This is a genomic window from Aeromonas rivipollensis, from assembly GCF_010974825.1.
Classification (GTDB): Bacteria; Pseudomonadota; Gammaproteobacteria; order Enterobacterales; family Aeromonadaceae; genus Aeromonas; species Aeromonas rivipollensis.
In genome coordinates, this window is sequence record NZ_JAAILA010000011.1 from 142,084 (window position 1) to 162,759 (window position 20,676).

The following is a 20,676-nucleotide window of genomic DNA, read 5'->3' on the forward strand; positions in this document are numbered from 1 at the left end:
CCATAAAAAATGCCGGTCGATGGACCGGCATTTTCAGGTGGGGCTGTTCGCCTGCAGGCGAGCGTTCGTCAGACGGTAAAGAACTTGAAGTTGACGAAGGCCACCGCGATGAAGGAGGCGACCATGCCGCTGATGCAGAGCACCGCAGGGCGGATGGCGGGCCAGCGATGGGCCAGCAGCACTATGGCCAGCAGAGTCGGGTAGAGGCCGAACATGTAGCGGGGCATGGCGTTGAGCCCTGTCATCAGCGGTATGGTGCAGCAGATGAACATCAGGGTCGCCTCGGCCCAGCGCTTCTGGCTGAACAGGTAGCCGTTCAGGCACCAGCCGAAGATCACCATGATGGAGAGGTAGGCCTTGCGACCGCCCAGCTCGAAGCCGCTCAGCCACCAGTCCAGGGGGCTGTCCATGTAGCGACCCCAGGCGACCTGGATGTGCTTGAAGGCGAGCGCATCACCGGTCAGATGGTAGAGGTAGACCATGTAGGAGAAGAGGCCGAGGGGGATGAGCCAGAGGGTGAACACCACCTTGAAGGCCCGCTCGGTGAAGCGGAAGAACTCGCGCCAGCCATAGGCCTGCAGCGCCAGGATCAGCACGGGGAACACCATCATGACCCCCAGGTTGCGGGTCCCTGAGATGAAGATGCCGAGGAAGGCGACCATCAGCCACTGCTCGCGGTAGGCGAACAGGAACATGCCCAGCATCAGCGCCATGAACATGGGTTCCGTGTAGCCGGAGACGAAGTAGGCGGAGAAGGGGGAGAAGGCCAGCAGCCAGACCCCGAAGCGGGCGGTGTCGTCCCCCAGCTTGAGCTGGCGCAGCACCAGCAGCATCAGCGGCAGGCTGATGAAGAAGGCGATGTTGGCCACCAGCATCAGGCCGATCAGGCTCTCCATGTTGAGCAGGCTGGAGAGACCGCCGGCGAGCATGGGGTAGAGCGGCATGAAGGCCCAGTTCGCCGCGTTGCCCTTGCTCAGCCAGCGCGGGTAGAGGTCGTAGCCGTTCTCTATGATGCGCTGGAACCAGACGCAGTCGAACTGGCAGTAGGCTTGCAGCGGGCCTATGTCGGGGGCGCCGTAGAGCTGGACACCAAAATAGCCCATGCCGTACAGGGCCACCCGGCTCAGCACGAAGGCGGCGATGATCATCAGCCAGTCGCGGCTGCTGATGCGCAGTGACGGGCGATAGGGGAGTGCATCCCCGGCGAGGGGAGGAGTATTGGTCATGTCATTCATCAGGCAAAAACCCAGACGCGAGAGAGTATGTAGGTGAGTACGGTAACGGTCAGGGTGGCAATCACCACCGGCAGCAGTCCGGAGAGACCCGCAAACAGCAGGCCGCTCAGGATGAGGTTACGCACCGCCAGGGAGAAGAGGGCGACCAGCAGAAACTTGCTGGCGGCACCTTGCTTCTGGAAGGTGATGTAGCGATGGCCGAAAAACGAGAACCAGAACGCGATGGCAAAGGCCAGGGTCGTGACCAGATGTTCCGAGATGGCGGGCCAGGTGTGGAACAGGGCGATGGAGGTGCCCAGATCGACGAGGGTAGCTCCCCCGCCGACAAAACCGAAGCGAACCAGCCGCCAGAATTCCTCGCGGGAGATCATTGGGATGCCGGCTCCTGCTTGTCCGCATCCTGCGCTTTTTCACTCTGGGTTGCCGCCGCATCCGGCTGCTTGCCCGCGTCCTGCTGGGCATACTGGCCGTAGATCCCCTCGATGAGGTAGACGGGGCGCTGCTTCACTTCCACGAACATGCGGCCTATGTACTCGCCTATGATGCCGAGAGACAGCAGCTGAATGCCTCCGAGGAACAGCATCACCGACATCAGGGAGGCGTAGCCCGGCACGTCTATGCCGAAGAAGAGCACCTGGGTGATGATCTTGAGGATATAGAGGAAGGCGATGAAGGAGACGCCAACCCCCACGTAGCTCCAGACCCGCAGCGGCCAGCTGGAGAAGCTCATCAGGCCGTCGAGGGCGAAGTTCCACAGCTTCCAGTAGTTGAACTTGGTCTCGCCGGCGTGGCGGGCGGGACGCTCGTAGGGGACGCCGACGGCACGGAAACCGGCCCAGGCGAAGAGCCCCTTCATGAAGCGGTTGCGCTCCGGCAGTTGCTTGAGGGCCTCGACCACCTTGCGATCGATGAGTCGGAAGTCACCGGCGTTCTCCGGCAGCTTGGTGCTGGTGGAGAGGGCGTTGAAGAAGCGGTAGAAGCCGCCGGCGGTGAGGCGCTTCATCGGGGTGTCGGCGCTGCGATCGACCCGGATGCCGTAGACGGTGTCGTAGTCACCTGTCTGCCACAGCTTGACGAACTCCAGGATGAGGGAGGGGGGATCTTGCAGATCCACGTCCATGGGGACCATGGCATCGCCCTTGGCCTGATGCAGGCCTGCGGTCATGGCCGCTTCCTTGCCGAAGTTGCGGGCCAGGTTGACCAGGGTCACGCGCGGGTCGCGGGCGATGGCCTGCTCGACCACTTCGCGGGTGCGGTCGCGGCTGCCGTCGTTGACGAACACGATTTCAAGCCGGTCTTTGAGGGGGGCCAGTTCGGCATCTATCGCGCTGATGAAGGCGTCTATGCTCTCTTCCTCGTTGTAAACGGGAACGACCAGAGAGAGTCGAAAATCGGCACGGGACATGGGAACTTCCTTATTGAAAGAATTATTTTATAAGACGACTGCTGGGAACTTCAGCTTCACTGAGCGACGGTCAGACGTACCGACTGGACGTTGAGCGGTGTCGGAGCGGAGAGCGCCAGGAAGTTGGGATGCTTGGGATCGGCCGTCAGGGAGTCGCCCGGCAGGTTGAGCCGGATCTCGTTGATGCCCGCCTTGGCCAGCTTGACCGTGGTGGTGAAATCATGACCCAGGGCCACCTTGAGCAGGGTACCTGCTTCCGGGCTGTTGATCCTGGCCTGGATGGTGAGCTGCTCAGGTTGCGCCTGCTGCTTGGGCAGCACGAAATAGAGGCCTCCCTTGCCACTGAGCTGGGTGCCTTCGGCACTGGGCTTCTTGGCCCAGCCTTCGCTCGAGAGGAAGCGGCTCGGTTTGGTCAGGTTGAGCTCGTTGCCCGGCTGGTAAGTCATGCTGGAGTTGTGCTCCCAGAAGCGGGTCTTGCCTTCCAGGTAATAGAGCTTGTAAGCCAGGCTCACGTTGGGGTGAGCGGCCAGGTAGAGGGTGTAAAGGTAAAAACCGCTCAATGCCAGTATGGCAGCCAGAAAACCGAACTTTTTGTAGGTCATATTACTCACTCGACGCCCGACGGATAGGTAGGCTGGATTCGCGCATATGCTAATCCAATTGCAAAAAAAGCATAGTGGATCACAAAAATAAATTTGCTCACATATTAACCCCCAATGCCCCTGCAGACCAAGGGACTTTGGGGTCGTGCGCATCCTGCCTTTGCGGTGGGCTTGCAGCATGGCCTGGGGCCCTGTCCTGCCCATGGCCTCATCAGGCAAATGGCTGATATTGCGCATTGCTGTGGCAGGATCTGTCGCCATTTTGCTTCGGCAGAATTAAGATGGGCCGTCCCGCCGTCAAGGATGACTCATGAGACTGCTTCTGTGCCTGCTCTGCTGCCTGCCCCTTCACTCGCTGTTGGCCCAACCGCTCTGTACTTCTCCCCTGCGCGTCGGTTTCGACGACTGGCCCCCTTATCACTATTACCAGCAGGAGAACGGCCACCGTGAGCTGCGCGGCTTCGCGGTCGACTATCTCAACGCCGTCTCGGCCAGGCTGGGCTGTCGTCTCGTCTATCTGGAGCGTCCCTGGAAGCGGGGGCTGCACGATCTGGAGCAGGGCCGGCTGGACATCGCCATGGAAGCCTATTTCGTTGAAGACAGGGCGCGCTATGCCTGGTTCTCCGACGCCTACAACCCGGGGCGCACGGCACTCTGGGTACGCAAGTCCGGTGACAAGGGGGAGCAGGATCTGGCGAGCTGGCTGGCCAGGGGCAACAGGCTGGGGGTGACCAGGGACTACAACTATGGCCCCGAGATAGCCCGTCTGCTGCAGCGCTACCGCGCCCAGGTGAGCGAGGTCAATGACGTGCAAAACTATCGCAAGCTGCAGCTGGGACGGATAGACGGATTTCTTGGGGATATTCTGGCCACTCCCTGGGGTCTGAAGAGAGAGGGGCTGGCAGAGGAGGTCGTCCCCCATATCATGGGGGTCTATGAGACGCCGACCTTCTTCATGCTGAGCAAGAAGACCTTGTCGGGGGAGTTTGTGCAGCGTTTCAACCAGGCGCTCGAGGCCGTTGGCAAGAGCGAGGAGCATGCGCTCATCTGGCGCCGTTACCTGCCCGCCCGCTAGCAAAGTCGCCAGCATTCACGCATCATGGGCACCTGACCGTGGCGCCTGACAGGCCGAAGTGAACCGATATGAGGTAAGCGTGGTAAGAAGCATGGGTAAGAAGTATTGGTTGGCATTGGCAAACCTTATCTGGCTGGGCTGCTGGCCGGCGGGCATGGTCCACGCCAGCACAGAACAGATGGTGGTGGCCAGTCCCAGCATCCAGCATGACTGGTATCAGAACAGCACCGCAGAGCAGGCGCGCCATGAGCTCGAACTGCAGCTGCAGGAGGCGGTGCTTGCCCAGCTGCACCCGGATTTCTACCGGCTCTGGCAGCAGTTGCAGAAGACTCCGGCCGACAGGCGCGGTGCCCTCTATGACGAAGCCTTCGGCAAGCTGGCGCGTTTCCAGCAAGCCTGGCGCGCCATGGATCTGGTCGCCCGCGAGCAGATGCAGACCCTCAAGCTGGACCTGACCAAGCCCCTGGCCCACGAGCCTCTGGGTGACAACCTGCTAGATCAGGTCAAGCAGCTCAGGCCCCAGGTCGCCGAATACGAGGCCGTGCGCGACGAAGTGCGCAAGCTACTGGCCATGCCCATGGCCAAGCATTGGCCGACCCTGGACATGCCGACCCTGCGAGCCGGGGAGAGCGCCACCGAGCTCGGGCAGATCCGCTCCATCCTCAACGAGCTGGGGGATGGTGCCCCCACCCATCAGGACAGCCTCTACGACGCGGACACCGAGCAGGCCATCAAGCAGTTCCAGCGCCGCCACGGCCTGACCGCCGACGGCATCATAGGCCGCCAGACCCGTTCCTGGCTCAATACCGGGCCGCAAGTGCGTGCCAGCCTGCTGCTGCGCAACCTGTGGCGACGGGACCTGGTGGATCACCTCGCCGGCCGCTACGTGCTGGTCAACATCCCGGATTACCGCCTGAGCGTGGTGGAGTCCGGCAGCGAGGTCTTCACCAGTCGGGTCATCGTCGGCAAGGAGCAGCGGGCCACCCCCATCCTCGCCAGCGAGATCCGCTCCATAGTGCTCAACCCCGCCTGGCATGTGCCGCGCTCCATCCTGAGCAAGGACATTCTGCCCAAGCTGGGTCGGGATCCCGCCTATCTGGATCGCGAGCAGTTCGAGGTGATCGACGGCGAGGGCAACCCGGTGCAGTTCAGCGAGGATGGCTGGCACCATGCGCTGGCGTCCGGCTTCCCTTACCGGTTGCGGCAAAAGCCGGGGGATCACAATGCCCTGGGGCGCTACAAGTTCTATCTGCCGAACAACGACGCCATCTACCTGCACTCGACGCCGCGCAAGGCCTTGTTCGAGCAGGGGGCGCGCGCCTTCAGCTCCGGCTGCATCCGGGTCGAGCACGCGGACGATCTGGCCGAGCTGCTGCTCGCCGATTCCCGCTATCAGCCGGACAAGGTCGCCAGCATACTGAAAGAGACCCAGACCAAGTGGCTGCCGTTGACCACACCTATCCCTGTCTTCACCGTCTACTGGAGCAGCTGGATCGACGAAGAGGGGCGCCAGCAACTGCGCAATGACATTTACGGATTCGATCGAGTGAGCTTCCAGAGCCGCTTGCTGTGATCCCCGCCACAGAGTGAAGCGCCCGGCTCATGCCGGGCTTTTTCATGGGCGCTTGCGGTTTGACATGACTTTTACGGGCGGGTAGTTTCGGCCTCTGTATCATTTTCATTCACCACTGTTACTTCACTCTGGAATGGACGGACAACGGATGCTGGAACAAGAGATAAGCCGACGCCGTCTGCTGCTGGGGGCCGGTTGCCTGATGGGGGCCAGCCTGCTGTCGTTCCCGGCCGTGGCGAGCCGCAGCACGACAGGGCGTGAACTCAGCTTCTTCAACCTCAATACCGGCGAGCGGGTCAACGCCAGCTATTGGGAGAATGGCCGCTATCTGAACGATGGCCTGGCGGAGCTCAACCATATCTTCCGCGACTATCGCCGCAACGAAGTGTTCAATATCGACAGGAAGCTGTTCGATCAGCTGTTTCTGCTGCAGCACAAGCTGGGCCGCAAGGGGGAAATTCAGCTCATCTCGGGCTATCGCTCCCCGGCCACCAATCGCCAGAAGCGCCAGCGCAGCCGTGGGGTCGCCAAACACAGCTACCACACCCTGGGGCAGGCGGTGGATGTGCGCATCCCCGGCGTGCAGCTGGCGCACCTGCGCAAGGCGGCCCTGAGCCTCAAGGTCGGCGGCGTGGGTTACTACCCCTCCGACAACTTCGTCCACCTCGATACCGGGCCGGTACGGAGCTGGTAACGGGTTGGCACAGGGTGGCCCCGAGCTGCTAGGCTCTGGACACTATCCAGAGGAGAGACAGATGAAGCATATTTTGCTTGGTGGGCTGATCGCCCTGCTGCTGACCGGGTGCAGCAAGCTGAACCGGGAAAACTACGACAAGCTGAAGATGGGGATCACCTATGCCGAGGCGAGCGCCATCTTGGGCAAGGCGGAGCGTTGCGACGATGCGCTCGGCACCACCAGCTGTGTCTGGGGTGGGGACGGCAAGAACATCAAGATCCGTTTCATCGCCGACAAGGCCACCTTCTTCAGTTCGGAAGGGATCAACTGAGTCAGGTTTTCACTGTCATCAGCAACAAAAAAGCGCCATCCGGCGCTTTTTTGTTGCGTGCAATCCAGCCAATCCGGCCAGAAACTGGCGCGCTCAATGGGTGGCGTACTGGTAATTGAAGGTGGGGAGTCCCCACTTGAAGCGCACCGCCAGCAGCCGCAGCACGAAGCCGATGCCGATGGCCCCGAAGGCGGCCCAGTCATTGGGCAGGCCCTGATCCAGCGCCAAGCAGTAGAGGGCGGCCGTCACCAGGGAGACGGCGGCGTAGAGCTCGCGCTTGAACACCAGCGGGATGCGCTGGCACAGGAGATCCCGCAGCACGCCGCCAAAGACGCCTGTCACCACCGCCATGATGCAGGCGATGCCGGCCCCGTGCCCCATCTCGAGCGCCCGGGCCGCACCAAAGATGGAGAAGACCACCAGCCCCAGGGCATCGAGCGCCAGGAACAGCTTGCCGAGATAGCGCATCAGCGGGGCAGAGATGACCCCCACCATGGCCGCCCCGGCTACCAGCACCACGTATTCGGGGTGCTCCACCCAGAGCAGGGGATAGTGGCCCAGCAGCACATCCCGGATGGTGCCTCCCCCTATGGCCGTCGCCGAGGCGATGATGACGACACCAAACAGATCCATCCGCCGCCGGCCCGCCGCCAGCGCGCCAGTCATCCCTTCGGCCACCAGGCCGAGCAAGAAGAGTGCATGTAACATGAGTTATCCCAGGGTGCGAGAAAGGCCCGCATCCTAACAAGCCTGGTCTGGCACGACAAGCACTCTCACCTTTGCATTAGATTAAGTAATGAAAAGGGGGCCCATGCCCCCGTTTTTGGTTATGACTGCGCGGCTTAGCGGCGGAGCTGCTCGCTGCGATACTGATCCACCCACATGGCGGTGGCGCCACAGATGGCGACCGGCATCACGAACAGATTGACCACGGGAATGGCGGAGAAGAGGGTGACCAGGGCACCGAAGCTCAGGCACTTGCCGCGGCGCTGCTTCAAGGCATCGCGCATTGTGATGAAGCTTATCTTGTGGTTGTCGAACGGATAGTCGATGTACTGAATTGCCATCATCCAGGCGCTGAACAGGAACCAGAGCACAGGGGCCAGGGTCTGGCCCACCACGGGAATGAGGAACAGGATCAGGCAGCCGATGGCCTTGGGCAGATAGTACTTCAGCTTGGTCCACTCCCGGCTGAAGGTGCGCGGCACATCCTTGACCACGTCCAGCATGCCGGTGTCGCTCACCGCCTCGCCGGTGAGGATCTGCTCCACCTTCTCCGCCAGCAGGCCGTTGAAGGGGGCCGCTATCCAGTTGATCACCGAGCTGAAGATGAAGGAGAACACCACCAGTATGGTGATGAGGGCGATGGGCCACAGCAGATAGTCGAGCCAGGAGAGCCAGGCCGGGATCTGTTGGTGCAGCCAGGCGAACAGGCCGTCGAGTTGCAGCAGCAGGGCATAGAAGGCGCCGGCGAACAGCACGAAGTTGACCAGCAGGGGGATCAGCACGAAGGTGCGGATGCCCGGCTGGCGGATGAGGGAGAAGCCGCGCAGGAAGTAGTCTGCGCCGCTGACCGAATCTTTGACCATGTGAGGGGATTGGCTCATCTGAGATCCATCAATGAAGGGGTAGGGTGCCAGCATATTACAAACAAGCCTCCAATTTGGTAAAGTCGCCTGCCCGCCTCCTCTTTATTTCGCTACCCACATAGGCCGCCATGCGTCTGAAACTGATCAAACTCGCCGGCTTCAAGTCGTTCGTCGAGCCGACCCGCATCGAACTGTCGGCCGACATGACCGCAGTGGTGGGCCCCAATGGCTGCGGCAAATCCAACGTCATCGACGCGGTGCGCTGGGTGCTGGGGGAGAGCTCGGCCCGTCACCTGCGCGGCGAGAACATGACGGACGTCATCTTCAACGGCTCCATCAACCGCAGCCCCCATGGCCGCGCCTCGGTGGAGCTGGTGTTCGACAATCCCCACAACCGGGTGCCCGGTGAATTTGGCCGTTATACCGAGATCTCGGTGCGCCGCGAGGTGCTGCGGGACGGCTCCAACCACTATCAGATCAACGGCCAGAAGTGCCGCCGCAAGGACGTGACCGATCTCTTCCTCGGCACCGGCCTGGGCCCGCGCAGCTACGCCATCATAGAGCAGGGAACCGTCAGCCGGCTGGTGGAGTCGCGCCCGGCGGACCTCAAGCTCTTCATGGAGGAGGCGGCGGGGGTCTCCCGCTACAAGGAGCGGCGCCGGGAGACGGAGCAGCGCATCCGCCACACCCAGGAGAACCTGGAGCGCCTCGGCGACATTCGTGGCGAGCTGGGCTCCCGCCTCGAGCACCTCAAATCCCAGGCCGAAACCGCCGAGCGCTACAAGCAGCTCAAGGGCCGCTCGCGCGCCGCAAGGGCCGAACTCATCGGCTCCGAGCTGTGGGCGCTGGAGACTCGCCTCGGCGAAGCCAAAAGCGAGCTGGCCCAGGCCGAGCAGGCGCTGGCGGCGCTCGATGCCAAGCGCACCGCGGACGAGGGGCGTCACGTCACCCTGTCGGTGGCCCGCCAGGAGGCCCAGGCCGAGCAGGCGAGTCGCCAGCAGCAGATCTTCCTCGGTGGCCAGGCCATCGCCCGCCTCGAGCAACAGCAGCTTCACCAGACCGAGCTTGGTCGCGACTGGCAGGTGCGGCGTCAGGCCCTCGGCGAGCGCATCGACGGCATCAAGGCCCAGCTGGCCAGCCAGCAGGAGCAGCAGGCCGAGGGCGTCCTCCAGGGAGAGGTGGAGTCGGCGCGCCTCGAGCAGTGTGAGCAGTTACTCGCCGATCAGCAGGCCGTTCGCCTCGCGGCCGGCGAGCGGCTGGAACTGGCCCGCCAATGCCAGCAGCAGTGGCAGCAGCAGCTCGGCCAGGCACAGGGCAGGCTCAACCAGACCCGCACCCAGGTGAATGGCCTGCAGGAGCTGCAGGCCAAGACCCGGCTGGCACGACTCAAGCTGGCGGATGAACAGGCCGGCCCCCTCGGCGGGGAAGGTGAGAGTCTGCAACCCGCGCTGGATGCCCTGTCGGCCGAGCTGGAGCTCTCCCGGGCCCGCCACGGGGAGCTGGAGGCGCAATGGCAGGCCAGCGTGGCCAGCCACGAGGCTCTCAAGGGAGAGCGGGATCGGCAGGGCGGCCTGCTGCGCGAGCTCGGCGCCCGCCTCACCACTCTTAATCAGATGCTGGGGGAGCAGATGCTGGGCGCCACCCTGGCGGATCGGCTGCAGGTCGCCCCCGAGTGGGCCCAGGCGCTGGACAAGGTGCTCGGGCGCTGGCTCACCGCCCAGCCGGGGGACCAATGCAACCTCGAGCAGGGCGGGCTCTGGATAGGCCCGGCTCACCCAGCGGTGCCCGGCACCCTGGCGGCCCGGCTCGAGGGGGAGCACATCCCCGCCTTCCTCAACGTCATCTGGCTGGCCGATGACAGGGAGGCTGCCCTGGCCCGCCAGTCATCCCTCTTGGCCGGTGAGTCTGTGCTGACCCCGGCGGGGGAGTGGTTTGGCCCGAACTGGGCCGATCTCGGCCAGGGGGGCGCCCTCGGCACCCTGGCGCTGCTCGGTGAACGTGAGCGGTTACACACCGAACTGACTGCAGGGGAGCAGGCGCTGGTTCAGCTGGATGCCCAGTTGAAGGCAGCAGATGCCGATCGTGCCCATTTGCACAGCGCCTGTGAGGCGAGCCAGCGCACCCTGCGCGAGCAGGAGCAGCAATGGCAGCAACTGCGGGAAGCCTGGAGCCTGCAGCAGGGTCAGCGTCAGGAGCGGCTGCTGCGCCTCGGCCAGCTTGGGGAAGAGCTGATCCGGCTGGACAAGGAGCAGGCCGAGGAGGCCGAGCGACTGGCCGCGGCCCAGCAGCGGCTCGAGTTGGAAGAGGCGCACCTTGCCGAGCTGCAGGAGCAGGGAGAGCCCCTTGCCGAGGCACTCTTGCTGGCCCAGGAAGGGGTCACAGGTGCCGAGCGGGCGCTGGAGGAGGCGCGTGCGCGCCGGGAGCAGCAGCAGGCAAGCTGCCAGCGCTGGCAACTGGCGCAGCAAAATCTGGCGCAGCTCATCGCCCTGCGCGAGCAGGAGCTGGCCCGGCTCGGGCTGGAACTGGCCGAGCTCAAAGGGCCGGACGCACAGGCGGTGCAGGACATCTCGCCCCTGCTGGCGGAGCAACGCAACCTGGAGGCGCAGCAGCTGGCCTGTCATCAGCGGCTCGCCGAGCTGGAGCGTCAGCTGACCGAGCTGGAGCAGGCCAGAAGCGCCGACCACAAGCAGCTGGTGACCCTGCAGGAGAAGCTGGCTCAGCTCAGACTGGAGCGGGAGCGCAACCTGACCCGGCGACAGGGACTGCACGAGCAGTTCGAAGAGCTGGGAGTGCGCCTGGTGGATCTCGATCAGGCCGTGCTGATCGCCGCCGATCGCGGCAAGTTGCGCCAGGAGATCCAGACCCTGGAGACACAGGTGGAGGCACTTGGCGCTATCAACCTGGCGGCGCTGGAGGAGTATGAAGAGGCGAAAACCCGCGCAAGCTACCTGGAAAACCAGTGCCAGGATCTGGAGCAGGCGCTGGAAACCTTGAGCCAAGCCATTAAAAGAATTGATAAAGAAACACAAATACGCTTCCGCGACACTTTCGATAAGGTCAACGAAGATTTAAAATCCCTGTTCCCGAAAGTGTTCGGCGGGGGGAGTGCCTGGCTTGAGCTGACCTCGGACGATCTTTTGGAAGCCGGAGTGAACATCATGGCAAGACCTCCGGGCAAGAAGAATGCTACCATTGCCCTGCTTTCCGGGGGGGAGAAGGCGCTAACCGCCCTTGCGCTGGTTTTTGCCATCTTCAGACTCAATCCAGCACCCTTCTGTCTGCTGGATGAGGTGGATGCACCGCTCGATGAAGTGAACGTGGGTCGCTTCTGTTCTCTTGTCAAAGAGATGTCGAGCACAGTACAGTTCGTTTACATCAGTCATAATAAGGTCTCCATGGAGATGGCCGAGCAGCTGATAGGCGTCACGATGCAAGAGCCCGGGGTTTCTCGTATCGTGTCGGTTGACATCGGTGAAGCCGTCGCTTTGGCTGAGCAAAACTAGAAAGAGAAGCAGCTAATGCAGGAATTGCGTTACATCTTGGTTGCCCTGGGCGGTATTGCCATTGCGGCATTGCTCATTCACGGGTTGTGGAGCAACAGAAAGAACCGTCAGGCACCGATCAAGGAAAAACCCCTGGGTCGGATGGAATCCAAGTCACGGGATCGTGACAGCGATGCGTTTGACAGCGATGGCATTGGCCAGGTGCGCGTGGTCAGCGGTGGCCGTCGTGCCGAGCCCAAGCTGCGCAGCGACGAGACCCATCAGTCGGAACCCCGCCGTGCCGCCACAGTGCCCGCCTTCGATGACGACGAGGATGACGAGCTGCCGCCGCCCGTGGTTCGCAAGCCAGCCCCTCGTCCGGTGACGCCGCCGCCCGTCTATGAAGAAGAAGACGAGTATGAGGAGCCGAGCGCCGAGCCTGTGGAAGAGGTGCCTGCCGCGCCGGTACGCAAGCCTGCCCAGGTGATCCGCCGTACCCCGGTGCACCGCTCCCGCCCCCAGCGCGAACCCATGATGCAGCCACTGGACGACGAGCCGCTGGTGGAGCCTGCCTACGCCCAGGCGCCGACCTTCGGTGCCCGCGAGCCCGCGCCGCAGCCGCAAGCCCGCTATACCCAGCCCGTGTCTGCGTATGAAGAGCCCGATTATGATGACGAGCCCGCCTACGAAGAGCCGGTCCAGGTGGCCGAGCCCGTCCAGGAGCTGCCGCCGGTCGAGAAGATCTGGCAGGACGTCTATGTCATCAACCTGATGGCCCGTCCTGGTCACGATCTGCAAGGGGCTACCCTGCTCTCCTCCCTGCTGGCGCTGGGCTTCAAGTTTGGCGAGATGGACATCTTCCACCGCCATGAAGATCTCAACGGCAAGGGTGAAGTGCTCTTCTCCATGATCAACATGGTCAAGCCGGGCACCTTCAATCCCTACCGCATGGAGCAGTTCAGCACCCCAGGTGTGTCCCTCTTCATGCAACTGCCCCTGCGCAGCAACGCGGCCTTTGCGTTCGAGCACATGTTGCAGGCGGCGGATCAGCTGGCGAGCGATCTCGATGCCATGCTGACCGATGCCTCGCGCAGCCCGCTGAGCGACGACGACATTGCCCGTTATCGCCATGAGCTGGCGGCCTACGAGGCCAGCCGCGACTGATGTGCCGTGGGGCTTCAGCAATGAAAAGTGCGGTACCCCGGTGCCGCATTTTCATTTCTGCCCCAGACTGATTGTTCCATCACACTTCGAGACTTCTTCATGAGCGACATCCTCTCCCGCCACCGTCAACTGTGTGAGCTGCTGACCGAATACGGCCATCAGTACTATGTGCTGGATAACCCCACGGTGCCGGACGCCGAATACGATCGCCTGATGCGCGAGCTGATTGCGCTGGAGGCCGAGCATCCCGAGCTGAAAACCCCGGCCTCCCCCAGTGTGCGGGTCGGCGGCCAGCCGCTCTCGGCCTTCAGCCAGGTGCGCCACGAGATCCCCATGCTGAGCCTGGACAACGTCTTCAGTGACGAAGAGCTGCAGGCCTTCGAGCAGCGCATGCGCGACCGCCTCAAGCGCGAGCTGAACTTCACCTTCTGCTGCGAACCCAAGCTGGATGGTCTGGCGGTAAGCCTGCTCTATGTGGACGGCCAGCTGGTGCAGGCGGCCACCCGGGGGGATGGCACCACGGGGGAGGAGATCACCGACAACGTGCGCACCATCAAGGCCATTCCGCTCGTCCTGCGGGGCTCGGGCTGGCCCGCCCGTTTAGAGGTGAGGGGAGAGGTCTTCATGCCCAAGGCCGGTTTCGAGGCGATGAATGCCAAGGCGCTGGCGGCAGGGGAGAAGGTGTTCGTCAACCCGCGCAACGCCGCCGCCGGCAGCCTGCGCCAGCTCGATTCCCGCATCACCGCCAGCCGTCCCCTGAGCTTCTACGCCTATGGCGTGGGCGTAGGCGGCGACGAGCTGGGGAACTCCCACTTCGCTCGCCTCACTCAGCTCAACGCCTGGGGGCTGCCGCTCAGTCCCGAGGTGAAGCTCAAGGAGGGGGCTGCCGGCTGCCAGGCCTTCCACGACGACATCCTGGCCCGCCGTGGCGAGCTGCCCTACGAGATCGACGGCGTTGTCTACAAGGTGGACGACATAGCACTGCAACAGGAGCTGGGCTTCGTGGCCCGGGCCCCGCGCTGGGCCACGGCCCACAAGTTCCCGGCAGAAGAGGAGATGACCCTGCTGGAGAATGTCGAGTTCCAGGTGGGCCGTACCGGCGCCGTGACCCCGGTGGCCAAGCTTAAACCCGTGTTTGTCGGCGGCGTCACCGTCTCCAACGCCACCCTGCACAATGCCGACGAGATTGAACGCCTCGGCGTCATGATCGGCGACACAGTGATAGTGCGACGGGCGGGGGACGTGATCCCGCAGATTGTGGCCGTGGTAGAGGCCCAGCGCCCCGCGGATGCTCGCGCGATCCTCTTCCCCACCCAGTGCCCTGTGTGCGGCTCGGCGGTGGAGCGGCTGGAGGGGGAGGCGGTGACCCGCTGCTCCGGCGGCCTGTTTTGCGAGGCCCAGCGCAAGGAGGCGATCAAGCACTTCGCCGCTCGCCGCGCCATGGATGTGGACGGTCTGGGTGACAAGATAGTGGAGCAGTTGGTGGACAAGGGGCTGGTGAAGACACCGGCGGATCTGTTTAGCCTCAACGCCATCCAGCTGGCCGGTCTCGAGCGGATGGGGCAAAAATCTGCCCTCAATCTGGTGGCGGCCATCGACAAGGCCCGCAGCACCACCTTGCCCCGCTTCCTGTTTGCCTTGGGCATTCGCGAAGTGGGGGAGGCGACCGCCCTCAATCTCGCCAACCACTTCCTCACCCTGGATGCCCTGCGTGCCGCCTCGGTGGAGCAGTTGCTCGAGGTGGCCGATGTGGGCGACATAGTGGCCAAGCATGTCTACTACTTCCTGCGTCAGCCCCACAACATCGAAGTGCTGGAGGCCCTGCTGGCGGCCGGTATCCACTGGCCGGCCATCGAGAAGAAGGAGGCAAGCGATCAGCCCTTCGCCGGCAAGACCTTCGTGCTGACCGGTACCCTCACCACCTTGTCCCGCAACGATGCCAAGGCGGCGCTGCAGGCCCTGGGGGCCAAGGTGGCGGGATCTGTGTCGGCCAAGACGGATGTGCTGGTGGCAGGGGAAGCCGCCGGCTCCAAGCTCGCCAAGGCGCAGGAGCTCGGCATCACAGTCTGGACCGAAGCCGAGTTGCAGGCGGCACTCCAGCCCTGAGTCGGCAGGCGCACAATAAAACAGACCCGGCCAGATGGCCGGGTCTGTCGTTTTCGGGCTCAGTCGACATAGGTCACCCGCCCCTGCCATCTTGATGGCGCCTCAAGCTGCCAGCGTGCCAGCTCGCTCTTGCTGAACAGGTATTCGCCACGCTGGGCGGCGCGGGGTGAAAGAGCCTGTGGCGCCGTGCCCGCCAGTATGGCATTGGCCAGCTCGGCCGCCTTCTCCCCCTGGGTGTGGCCATCGAGCACCAGGCCGCCTATGGTGCGGTGCGGCCCCACCGCAAACTCCCAGAAACCGAACAGGGGCACAGGGCTGTTGGCGCTGGTCCAGGCCAGCACCTGCTGCTCGCTCACATGCAGCCCCTGCTCGTCCGTGAGGGTGTGATAGAGGCCGAGGAAGATAGCTTCATAGCCGTTCTGCCGACTGGCGAGCACCACCTCCTGCCAGCGCCGGTAGTCATCGATCTGCTGGTTGTTGACCCTGGTCTGGCCGACCCGCTGCTCGTCGGGGGTCGTGAACTCATCCTCGATGGCGGTGCGCGACACCTCGCTCGCATCGAACAGCACCAGCGCCTTGCCCAGCCCCCCCATCAGCTGGCTCATCTCGCTGATGTTGCGCTTGAGCAGAGGCCGCTCCAGCACGCCTGTGATCTGGGGATGGCCGACCAGTCCCTTGGGGCGGGGATTCTCGTTCATGCCGAGAAACACCACTGGGGTGCCCAGGGCGGCGATGGGGCGGGCGAGGGCATTGATGGCGTTGTCATCGCCGAGCACCACCAGGGCCGGCTTGCGCGCCTGATAGGCCGCCATCCCCTGGCTGACGAGCTGCTCCCGGGTCTGGTGAGGCTGGCGCTTGGTATCCAGGTAGAAGTGGCTGATGTGGTGCTCGCCCTTGAGGTGCTTCTTCAGGCCGGCGCTGTAGCTCTGATCCCACAGATTGGCCTGATGGTAGCTGCTGATCACCAGGATCTCGGCGGCCATCAACTGGAGCGGGAAAAGGGCTAGCAAGAGCAACACCTTGGTCACGTTCATCTTCCATTGGCAGGACACTGCACCCATTATGTGCGTTCCGGCTCCTTGATGCCTTAGTCAATTGTTGTCAGATGGTGCCATTCTTTCTTGGCACCCCTCATCGGGCGCCAGCCCGCACCCCGTCTGGGATGCACAGAAACAGCCTCTTTTGGCGCTGGTTGTGAACTGCGCCACTCCTTCCAAAACCTGTCCTGGATCAAGAAACGGGCAATCGCTTTGGGGCCTAATAGCTACCACATATAGGGGTTAGCATAAAAAAAATACCCATATATAGTGTTATCAAGCTGTGCATAAGTCGTCTTCCTCTCAGCGTCAGCCCTGGCCTCTCAGGCCTCGGCTGAATGCATGTGCGCCGGGGATAGGGTGTGGAGAAGGGGACTCAACAAGGGTGAGCCCAGGGTGGCTGCCAGGCCTTTAATGCGGGGAAAATCGATGAAACCGGTAGTGATCAAACGTGATGGATGTCGCGCACCATTCAATGGCCAGCTGATCGCCGAGGCGGTGAGCCGGGCGGCGGAAGCGGTCAATCAGGCCAATCCGGCGCTGGCCGAGCGTATCTCAAGTGCGGTCAGTCAGGAGCTGGAAGGGCGGGGTGAGGTGGATATCCACGAGATCCAGAACCGGGTCGAGAACCACCTGATGGCTTCCGACGACAAGGCCATCGCCCGCGCCTACATCGAGTACCGTCACGACCGGGATCAGGCCCGCGAGGCCCGCGGCCGGCTGGCCCAGGAGATCCGTGGCCTGGTGGAGCAGACCAACGCGGCCCTGCTCAACGAGAACGCCAACAAGGACTCCAAGGTGATCCCGACCCAGCGCGACCTGCTGGCGGGCATAGTCGCCAAGCACTACGCCATCAGCCACATGCTGCCCCGCGAGGTGGTGCAGGCCCACGAGAGCGGCGATCTGCACTTCCACGATCTCGACTACTCCCCCTTCTTCCCCATGTTCAACTGCATGCTGATTGACTTGCAGGGGATGCTGACCCACGGCTTCAAGATGGGCAATGCGGAGATAGATACCCCCAAATCCATCAGCACGGCCACCGCCGTGACCGCCCAGATCATCGCCCAGGTGGCGAGCCACATCTATGGCGGCACCACCATCAACCGCATCGACGAGGTGCTGGCACCCTATGTGACCATCAGCTGGCAGAAGCACCGTGAAGTGGCCGAGGAGTGGGGTATTGCCGATGTGGACGCCTATGCCATGGCCCGTACCGAGAAGGAGTGCTACGACGCCTTCCAGTCCCTGGAGTACGAGGTCAACACCCTGCACACCGCCAACGGCCAGACCCCCTTCGTTACTTTCGGTTTCGGCCTAGGTGACAGTTGGGAGTCGCGGATGATCCAGGGGGCCATCCTCGGCAACCGCATCGCCGGCCTTGGCAAGAACAAGAAGACCGCCGTCTTCCCGAAACTGGTGTTCGCCATCAAGGATGGCCTCAACCACAAGCCGGGGGATCCCAACTACGACATCAAGCAGCTGGCGCTGGAGTGTGCCTCCAAGCGGATGTACCCGGACATACTCAACCATGACCAGGTAGTGAAGGTGACCGGCTCCTTCAAGACCCCCATGGGCTGCCGCTCCTTCCTCGGCGCTTATGAGGAGAATGGCGAGCTCATTCATGAAGGGCGCAACAACATAGGGGTGGTCAGCCTCAACCTGCCGCGCATCGCCCTCAAATCCCGTGACGAGGCGGATTTCTGGGACAAGCTGGATGCGGCCCTGCGAGTGGCCAAGCAGGCGCTGATGTACCGCATCGAGCGACTGGATGGCGTCAAGGCGCGGGTCGCCCCCATCCTCTATATGGAAGGTGCCTGCGGCGTGCGGCTCAAGGCCGACGACAACGTCAGCGAGATCTTTAAAAATGGCCGCGCTTCCATTTCCCTGGGCTATATCGGGGTGCACGAGACCATCAACGCCCTGTTCGGCACGCAGACTCATCTGTTCGATAGCGATGTGCTGCGGGAGAAGGCCATCGCCATCATAGCGCGGCTCAAGGCGGCCACCGACGAGTGGAAGGAGGAGACAGGCTACGGCTTCAGCCTCTACTCCACCCCGAGCGAGAACCTCTGCACCCGCTTCTGTCGCATCGACGCCAAGGAGTTCGGCGTGGTGGCCGGGGTGACCGACAAGGGTTACTACACCAACAGCTTCCACCTCGATGTGGAGAAGCAGGTCAACCCCTACGACAAGCTGGAATTCGAGGCGCCCTATCCGCCCATCGCCAGCGGCGGCTTCATCTGCTACGGCGAGTACCCCAACATCCAGCACAATCTGGAAGCGCTCGAGAACGTCTGGGACTACAGCTATGACAAGGTGCCCTACTACGGCACCAACACCCCCATAGACGAGTGCTACGACTGCGGCTTCACCGGCGAGTTCGAGTGTACCTCCAAGGGCTTTACCTGCCCCCGCTGCGGCAACCACGACCCCGCCAAGGTGTCGGTGACCCGCCGTGTCTGCGGCTACCTCGGCAGCCCGGATGCGCGCCCCTTCAACGCGGGCAAGCAGGAAGAGGTCAAGCGCCGGGTCAAGCATATGTAAATCGCTAAAGACTCCCTGTGATACAGGGAGTCTTACTTTATGAAGGTTGAGCTCATGTTTCTAAAACCGATGTCGGAAAAAATGCTGAGGCAATGGGTAGCGCGAGACACTTGGCATGAAGCGCATATTAATGACACCCAATTTTTCTATCGTTTTATTCATGCCTATGTGTCAGAGCATGGCTACGCACTAGATGAAGAATTGCTGCGGGATAAGATCTTGTTCATGTTGAACCGGAGTGAAGATCAGTATTTCCAGACACTTGCTAGTGAAAGAGTCCGTTTTATGAGTGATCTGCTGGAATACCTCAAATACACCCAGAACCTTCAATCATGAATTATCACCAATACTACCCGGTCGATGTGGTGAACGGCCCCGGCACCCGGGCCACCCTGTTCGTGTCGGGCTGCGAGCACCAGTGTCCGGGTTGCTACAACCAGAGCACCTGGCGCCTCGATGGGGGCAAGCCGTTTGATGAGGCGATGAGCGATCGCATCATTGGCGACCTCAACGACACGCGCATCAAACGGCGGGGTCTGTCGCTCTCGGGCGGCGATCCGCTCCACCCGGCCAACGTCCCCCAGGTGCTGGCGCTGGTGCAGCGGGTGCGGGCAGAGTGCCCCGGCAAGGACATCTGGTGCTGGACCGGCTATCTGCTTGGCGAGCTCAGCCCGGCCCAGCGCGAGCTGGTTTGCTTACTGAATGTGCTGGTGGATGGCAAGTTCGAGAAGGAGCTGGCCGACCCCGGCCTGCTCTGGCGCGGTAGCAGCAACCAGATCATCCACGATCTCAACGCCTGGCGTGAGCAGGAGTACAAAAGCCGGATCCCCTGCCAGCTGCTGGCGTGACGATAGCGGCAACCAGATCATCCACGACCTCGACGCCTGGCGGGATCGGGAGCACAAGAGCCGGATCCCCTGCCAGCTGCTGGCCTGATGATTGCGCTTCCTGGGTGCGCCGACCTCCGTCAGCTGAACCCTGGCTCAATCCCGGGTGAGAAAGGCGCGAAAGGTGTCCGCTGTGGTTTGCAGTTGTGGGCAAGGCTGTTTATGGTTAGCCCATCCGAATCACATGACATCTTTCATGAGGAACCATGAGATGAACAATCTGCTCAAGATCCTGCTGGCCATCTTCCTGCCGCCGGTCTGTGCCTTTATCCAGGTGGGCTTAAGCCTGCACTTCTTCATCAACATAGTGCTGACCCTGCTCGGCGGCCTGCCCGGCATGGTCCACGCGCTCTGGCTGGTGGTCAGCGACAAGCGCGCCTGAGTCATTCCCTTGCAGCAGAGGCCAACCTTCGGGTTGGCCTTTTTATTGCCTGCGAGACTCGCCCGCCAGATGGGGGATTCCTGAATGAGGCTGATTGGTTGACACTGCCCCCTGGTCAAGCCGACCGTTCAAGGAGCCGAGCGGTCACAGGACAAGGAGTGTTGCATGGGTTTGAAGATAGTGCTGCTGGGGGCCGCCCTGATGCTGGGTGGCTGCGCCAGCCCCAGTCCCACCGTGAAGCTGAATCAGCCCCCACGGGAGGTCTCCGAGGAGGAGCTGTGTCTCTACTGGGTGCAGGAAGGGGAGGTGACGCAGTTCAACCTGCCCCTCAAACGGCCTATGAAGGCGCCGGTTGAAGGGTTTGTGGATATTCGCTACCTCATCGACTCCAACGGCAATCTGTTCAGCCCCGAGATACTGGCGGCGGAGCCGGCTGGGATGCTGGAGCTGGCCGCCCTGACGGCACTGTCAAAGATGCGCTATCGGGTCGCCGAGCAGAATCCGGAGGCTATCCCCGTCCAGGTGGTGCAACGCTTCCGGCTCAAGGGGCAGCCCCAATGACAAAGACCCCGGCCTTGGCCGGGG

Annotated in this window: 19 protein-coding genes; 12 read left to right on the forward strand and 7 right to left on the reverse strand. The window is 62.7% G+C overall.

What is annotated here, in order from left to right:
- Positions 1–68: 68 nt before the first annotated feature.
- Genes G4923_RS08340 through G4923_RS08355 form a run of 4 tightly spaced genes read right to left on the reverse strand, consistent with a single transcriptional unit; the run spans position 69 to position 3,242 of the window.
- The gene (locus G4923_RS08340) at positions 69–1,235 is read right to left on the reverse strand and encodes a hypothetical protein (protein ID WP_106886096.1); all 1,167 of its coding nucleotides are present in this window, start codon (positions 1,233–1,235) and stop codon (positions 69–71) included.
- On the reverse strand, positions 1,235–1,606 hold the full coding sequence (locus G4923_RS08345; protein WP_005324511.1) for a GtrA family protein: 372 nt from the start codon (positions 1,604–1,606) through the stop codon (positions 1,235–1,237). Before G4923_RS08345 ends, G4923_RS08340 begins: the two co-directional genes overlap by 1 nt.
- A complete protein-coding gene (locus G4923_RS08350; RefSeq protein WP_106886097.1) occupies positions 1,603–2,640 on the reverse strand; it encodes a glycosyltransferase family 2 protein in 1,038 nt (345 codons plus the stop codon). The genes G4923_RS08345 and G4923_RS08350 overlap by 4 nt, the downstream gene beginning before the upstream one ends.
- Before the next feature lie 56 nt (positions 2,641–2,696).
- Positions 2,697–3,242: a hypothetical protein gene (locus G4923_RS08355; protein ID WP_025327877.1), complete on the reverse strand. Its 546-nt coding sequence runs from the start codon at positions 3,240–3,242 to the stop codon at positions 2,697–2,699.
- A 310-nt stretch (positions 3,243–3,552) separates the two neighbouring features.
- Between G4923_RS08355 and G4923_RS08360 the strand changes: the two genes are divergently transcribed.
- The 4 genes from G4923_RS08360 (at position 3,553) to G4923_RS08375 (ending at position 6,897) form a co-directional block, all read left to right on the forward strand.
- Positions 3,553–4,317 carry a substrate-binding periplasmic protein gene (locus G4923_RS08360; protein WP_106886098.1) on the forward strand — a complete coding sequence of 255 codons (765 nt, stop codon included), beginning with the start codon at positions 3,553–3,555 and terminating at the stop codon, positions 4,315–4,317.
- Between the two features lie 91 nt (positions 4,318–4,408).
- Positions 4,409–5,890 carry a L,D-transpeptidase family protein gene (locus G4923_RS08365; protein ID WP_106886099.1) on the forward strand — a complete coding sequence of 494 codons (1,482 nt, stop codon included), beginning with the start codon at positions 4,409–4,411 and terminating at the stop codon, positions 5,888–5,890.
- Between the two features lie 148 nt (positions 5,891–6,038).
- A complete protein-coding gene (gene mepK / locus G4923_RS08370) occupies positions 6,039–6,584 on the forward strand; it encodes a peptidoglycan L,D-endopeptidase MepK (protein WP_163136542.1) in 546 nt (181 codons plus the stop codon).
- 61 nt (positions 6,585–6,645) lie between these two features.
- Positions 6,646–6,897, forward strand: a complete 252-nt coding sequence (locus tag G4923_RS08375) for a DUF3862 domain-containing protein (protein ID WP_106886101.1) — start codon at positions 6,646–6,648, stop codon at positions 6,895–6,897.
- Between the two features lie 93 nt (positions 6,898–6,990).
- On the opposite strand, the gene G4923_RS08380 is transcribed toward G4923_RS08375, so the two are convergent.
- Both G4923_RS08380 and cysZ read right to left on the reverse strand, forming a co-directional pair.
- The gene (locus G4923_RS08380) at positions 6,991–7,605 is read right to left on the reverse strand and encodes a trimeric intracellular cation channel family protein (RefSeq protein ID WP_163136544.1); all 615 of its coding nucleotides are present in this window, start codon (positions 7,603–7,605) and stop codon (positions 6,991–6,993) included.
- Between the two features lie 134 nt (positions 7,606–7,739).
- A complete protein-coding gene (gene cysZ / locus G4923_RS08385; protein WP_139746297.1) occupies positions 7,740–8,504 on the reverse strand; it encodes a sulfate transporter CysZ in 765 nt (254 codons plus the stop codon).
- A 110-nt stretch (positions 8,505–8,614) separates the two neighbouring features.
- On the opposite strand from cysZ, the gene G4923_RS08390 reads away from it, so the two are divergent.
- The 3 genes from G4923_RS08390 (at position 8,615) to ligA (ending at position 15,238) form a co-directional block, all read left to right on the forward strand.
- On the forward strand, positions 8,615–11,989 hold the full coding sequence (locus G4923_RS08390; protein WP_163136545.1) for an AAA family ATPase: 3,375 nt from the start codon (positions 8,615–8,617) through the stop codon (positions 11,987–11,989).
- 15 nt (positions 11,990–12,004) lie between these two features.
- Positions 12,005–13,132: a cell division protein ZipA gene (gene zipA / locus G4923_RS08395; RefSeq protein ID WP_163136546.1), complete on the forward strand. Its 1,128-nt coding sequence runs from the start codon at positions 12,005–12,007 to the stop codon at positions 13,130–13,132.
- Positions 13,133–13,231: 99 nt separating this feature from the next.
- Complete coding sequence (gene ligA, locus G4923_RS08400; RefSeq protein WP_163136547.1) at positions 13,232–15,238, forward strand: NAD-dependent DNA ligase LigA; 2,007 nt, start codon at positions 13,232–13,234, stop codon at positions 15,236–15,238.
- A 59-nt stretch (positions 15,239–15,297) separates the two neighbouring features.
- Here the strand turns inward: ligA and G4923_RS08405 are convergent, their stop codons facing one another.
- Positions 15,298–16,272 (reverse strand): ABC transporter substrate-binding protein, encoded by a 975-nt coding sequence (locus tag G4923_RS08405; protein WP_106886106.1) that lies wholly within the window; start codon positions 16,270–16,272, stop codon positions 15,298–15,300.
- Positions 16,273–16,704: 432 nt separating this feature from the next.
- On the opposite strand from G4923_RS08405, the gene nrdD reads away from it, so the two are divergent.
- From nrdD to G4923_RS08430, 5 genes are all read left to right on the forward strand, one after another.
- Complete coding sequence (gene nrdD / locus G4923_RS08410) at positions 16,705–18,822, forward strand: anaerobic ribonucleoside-triphosphate reductase (protein ID WP_163136549.1); 2,118 nt, start codon at positions 16,705–16,707, stop codon at positions 18,820–18,822.
- A gap of 39 nt (positions 18,823–18,861) precedes the next feature.
- Positions 18,862–19,158 (forward strand): hypothetical protein, encoded by a 297-nt coding sequence (locus G4923_RS08415; RefSeq protein WP_240455275.1) that lies wholly within the window; start codon positions 18,862–18,864, stop codon positions 19,156–19,158.
- Positions 19,155–19,670 carry an anaerobic ribonucleoside-triphosphate reductase-activating protein gene (gene nrdG / locus G4923_RS08420; RefSeq protein ID WP_163136551.1) on the forward strand — a complete coding sequence of 172 codons (516 nt, stop codon included), beginning with the start codon at positions 19,155–19,157 and terminating at the stop codon, positions 19,668–19,670. Before G4923_RS08415 ends, nrdG begins: the two co-directional genes overlap by 4 nt.
- 250 nt (positions 19,671–19,920) lie before the next feature.
- Positions 19,921–20,091: a YqaE/Pmp3 family membrane protein gene (locus tag G4923_RS08425; RefSeq protein WP_025327864.1), complete on the forward strand. Its 171-nt coding sequence runs from the start codon at positions 19,921–19,923 to the stop codon at positions 20,089–20,091.
- A gap of 165 nt (positions 20,092–20,256) precedes the next feature.
- Positions 20,257–20,652 (forward strand): energy transducer TonB, encoded by a 396-nt coding sequence (locus tag G4923_RS08430; protein WP_163136553.1) that lies wholly within the window; start codon positions 20,257–20,259, stop codon positions 20,650–20,652.
- Positions 20,653–20,676 lie beyond the last annotated feature (24 nt).

What these genes read in the sequence shown, in the direction of transcription:
- G4923_RS08340 (WP_106886096.1), bottom strand. Translation starts at nt 1,235, where the DNA reads ATGAATGACATGACCAATACTCCTCCCCTCGCCGGGGATGCACTCCCC.
- G4923_RS08345 (WP_005324511.1), bottom strand. Translation starts at nt 1,606, where the DNA reads ATGATCTCCCGCGAGGAATTCTGGCGGCTGGTTCGCTTCGGTTTTGTC.
- G4923_RS08350 (WP_106886097.1), bottom strand. Translation starts at nt 2,640, where the DNA reads ATGTCCCGTGCCGATTTTCGACTCTCTCTGGTCGTTCCCGTTTACAAC.
- G4923_RS08355 (WP_025327877.1), bottom strand. Translation starts at nt 3,242, where the DNA reads ATGACCTACAAAAAGTTCGGTTTTCTGGCTGCCATACTGGCATTGAGC.
- G4923_RS08360 (WP_106886098.1), top strand. Translation starts at nt 3,553, where the DNA reads ATGAGACTGCTTCTGTGCCTGCTCTGCTGCCTGCCCCTTCACTCGCTG.
- G4923_RS08365 (WP_106886099.1), top strand. Translation starts at nt 4,409, where the DNA reads ATGGGTAAGAAGTATTGGTTGGCATTGGCAAACCTTATCTGGCTGGGC.
- mepK (WP_163136542.1), top strand. Translation starts at nt 6,039, where the DNA reads ATGCTGGAACAAGAGATAAGCCGACGCCGTCTGCTGCTGGGGGCCGGT.
- G4923_RS08375 (WP_106886101.1), top strand. Translation starts at nt 6,646, where the DNA reads ATGAAGCATATTTTGCTTGGTGGGCTGATCGCCCTGCTGCTGACCGGG.
- G4923_RS08380 (WP_163136544.1), bottom strand. Translation starts at nt 7,605, where the DNA reads ATGTTACATGCACTCTTCTTGCTCGGCCTGGTGGCCGAAGGGATGACT.
- cysZ (WP_139746297.1), bottom strand. Translation starts at nt 8,504, where the DNA reads ATGAGCCAATCCCCTCACATGGTCAAAGATTCGGTCAGCGGCGCAGAC.
- G4923_RS08390 (WP_163136545.1), top strand. Translation starts at nt 8,615, where the DNA reads ATGCGTCTGAAACTGATCAAACTCGCCGGCTTCAAGTCGTTCGTCGAG.
- zipA (WP_163136546.1), top strand. Translation starts at nt 12,005, where the DNA reads ATGCAGGAATTGCGTTACATCTTGGTTGCCCTGGGCGGTATTGCCATT.
- ligA (WP_163136547.1), top strand. Translation starts at nt 13,232, where the DNA reads ATGAGCGACATCCTCTCCCGCCACCGTCAACTGTGTGAGCTGCTGACC.
- G4923_RS08405 (WP_106886106.1), bottom strand. Translation starts at nt 16,272, where the DNA reads ATGAACGTGACCAAGGTGTTGCTCTTGCTAGCCCTTTTCCCGCTCCAG.
- nrdD (WP_163136549.1), top strand. Translation starts at nt 16,705, where the DNA reads ATGAAACCGGTAGTGATCAAACGTGATGGATGTCGCGCACCATTCAAT.
- G4923_RS08415 (WP_240455275.1), top strand. Translation starts at nt 18,862, where the DNA reads ATGAAGGTTGAGCTCATGTTTCTAAAACCGATGTCGGAAAAAATGCTG.
- nrdG (WP_163136551.1), top strand. Translation starts at nt 19,155, where the DNA reads ATGAATTATCACCAATACTACCCGGTCGATGTGGTGAACGGCCCCGGC.
- G4923_RS08425 (WP_025327864.1), top strand. Translation starts at nt 19,921, where the DNA reads ATGAACAATCTGCTCAAGATCCTGCTGGCCATCTTCCTGCCGCCGGTC.
- G4923_RS08430 (WP_163136553.1), top strand. Translation starts at nt 20,257, where the DNA reads ATGGGTTTGAAGATAGTGCTGCTGGGGGCCGCCCTGATGCTGGGTGGC.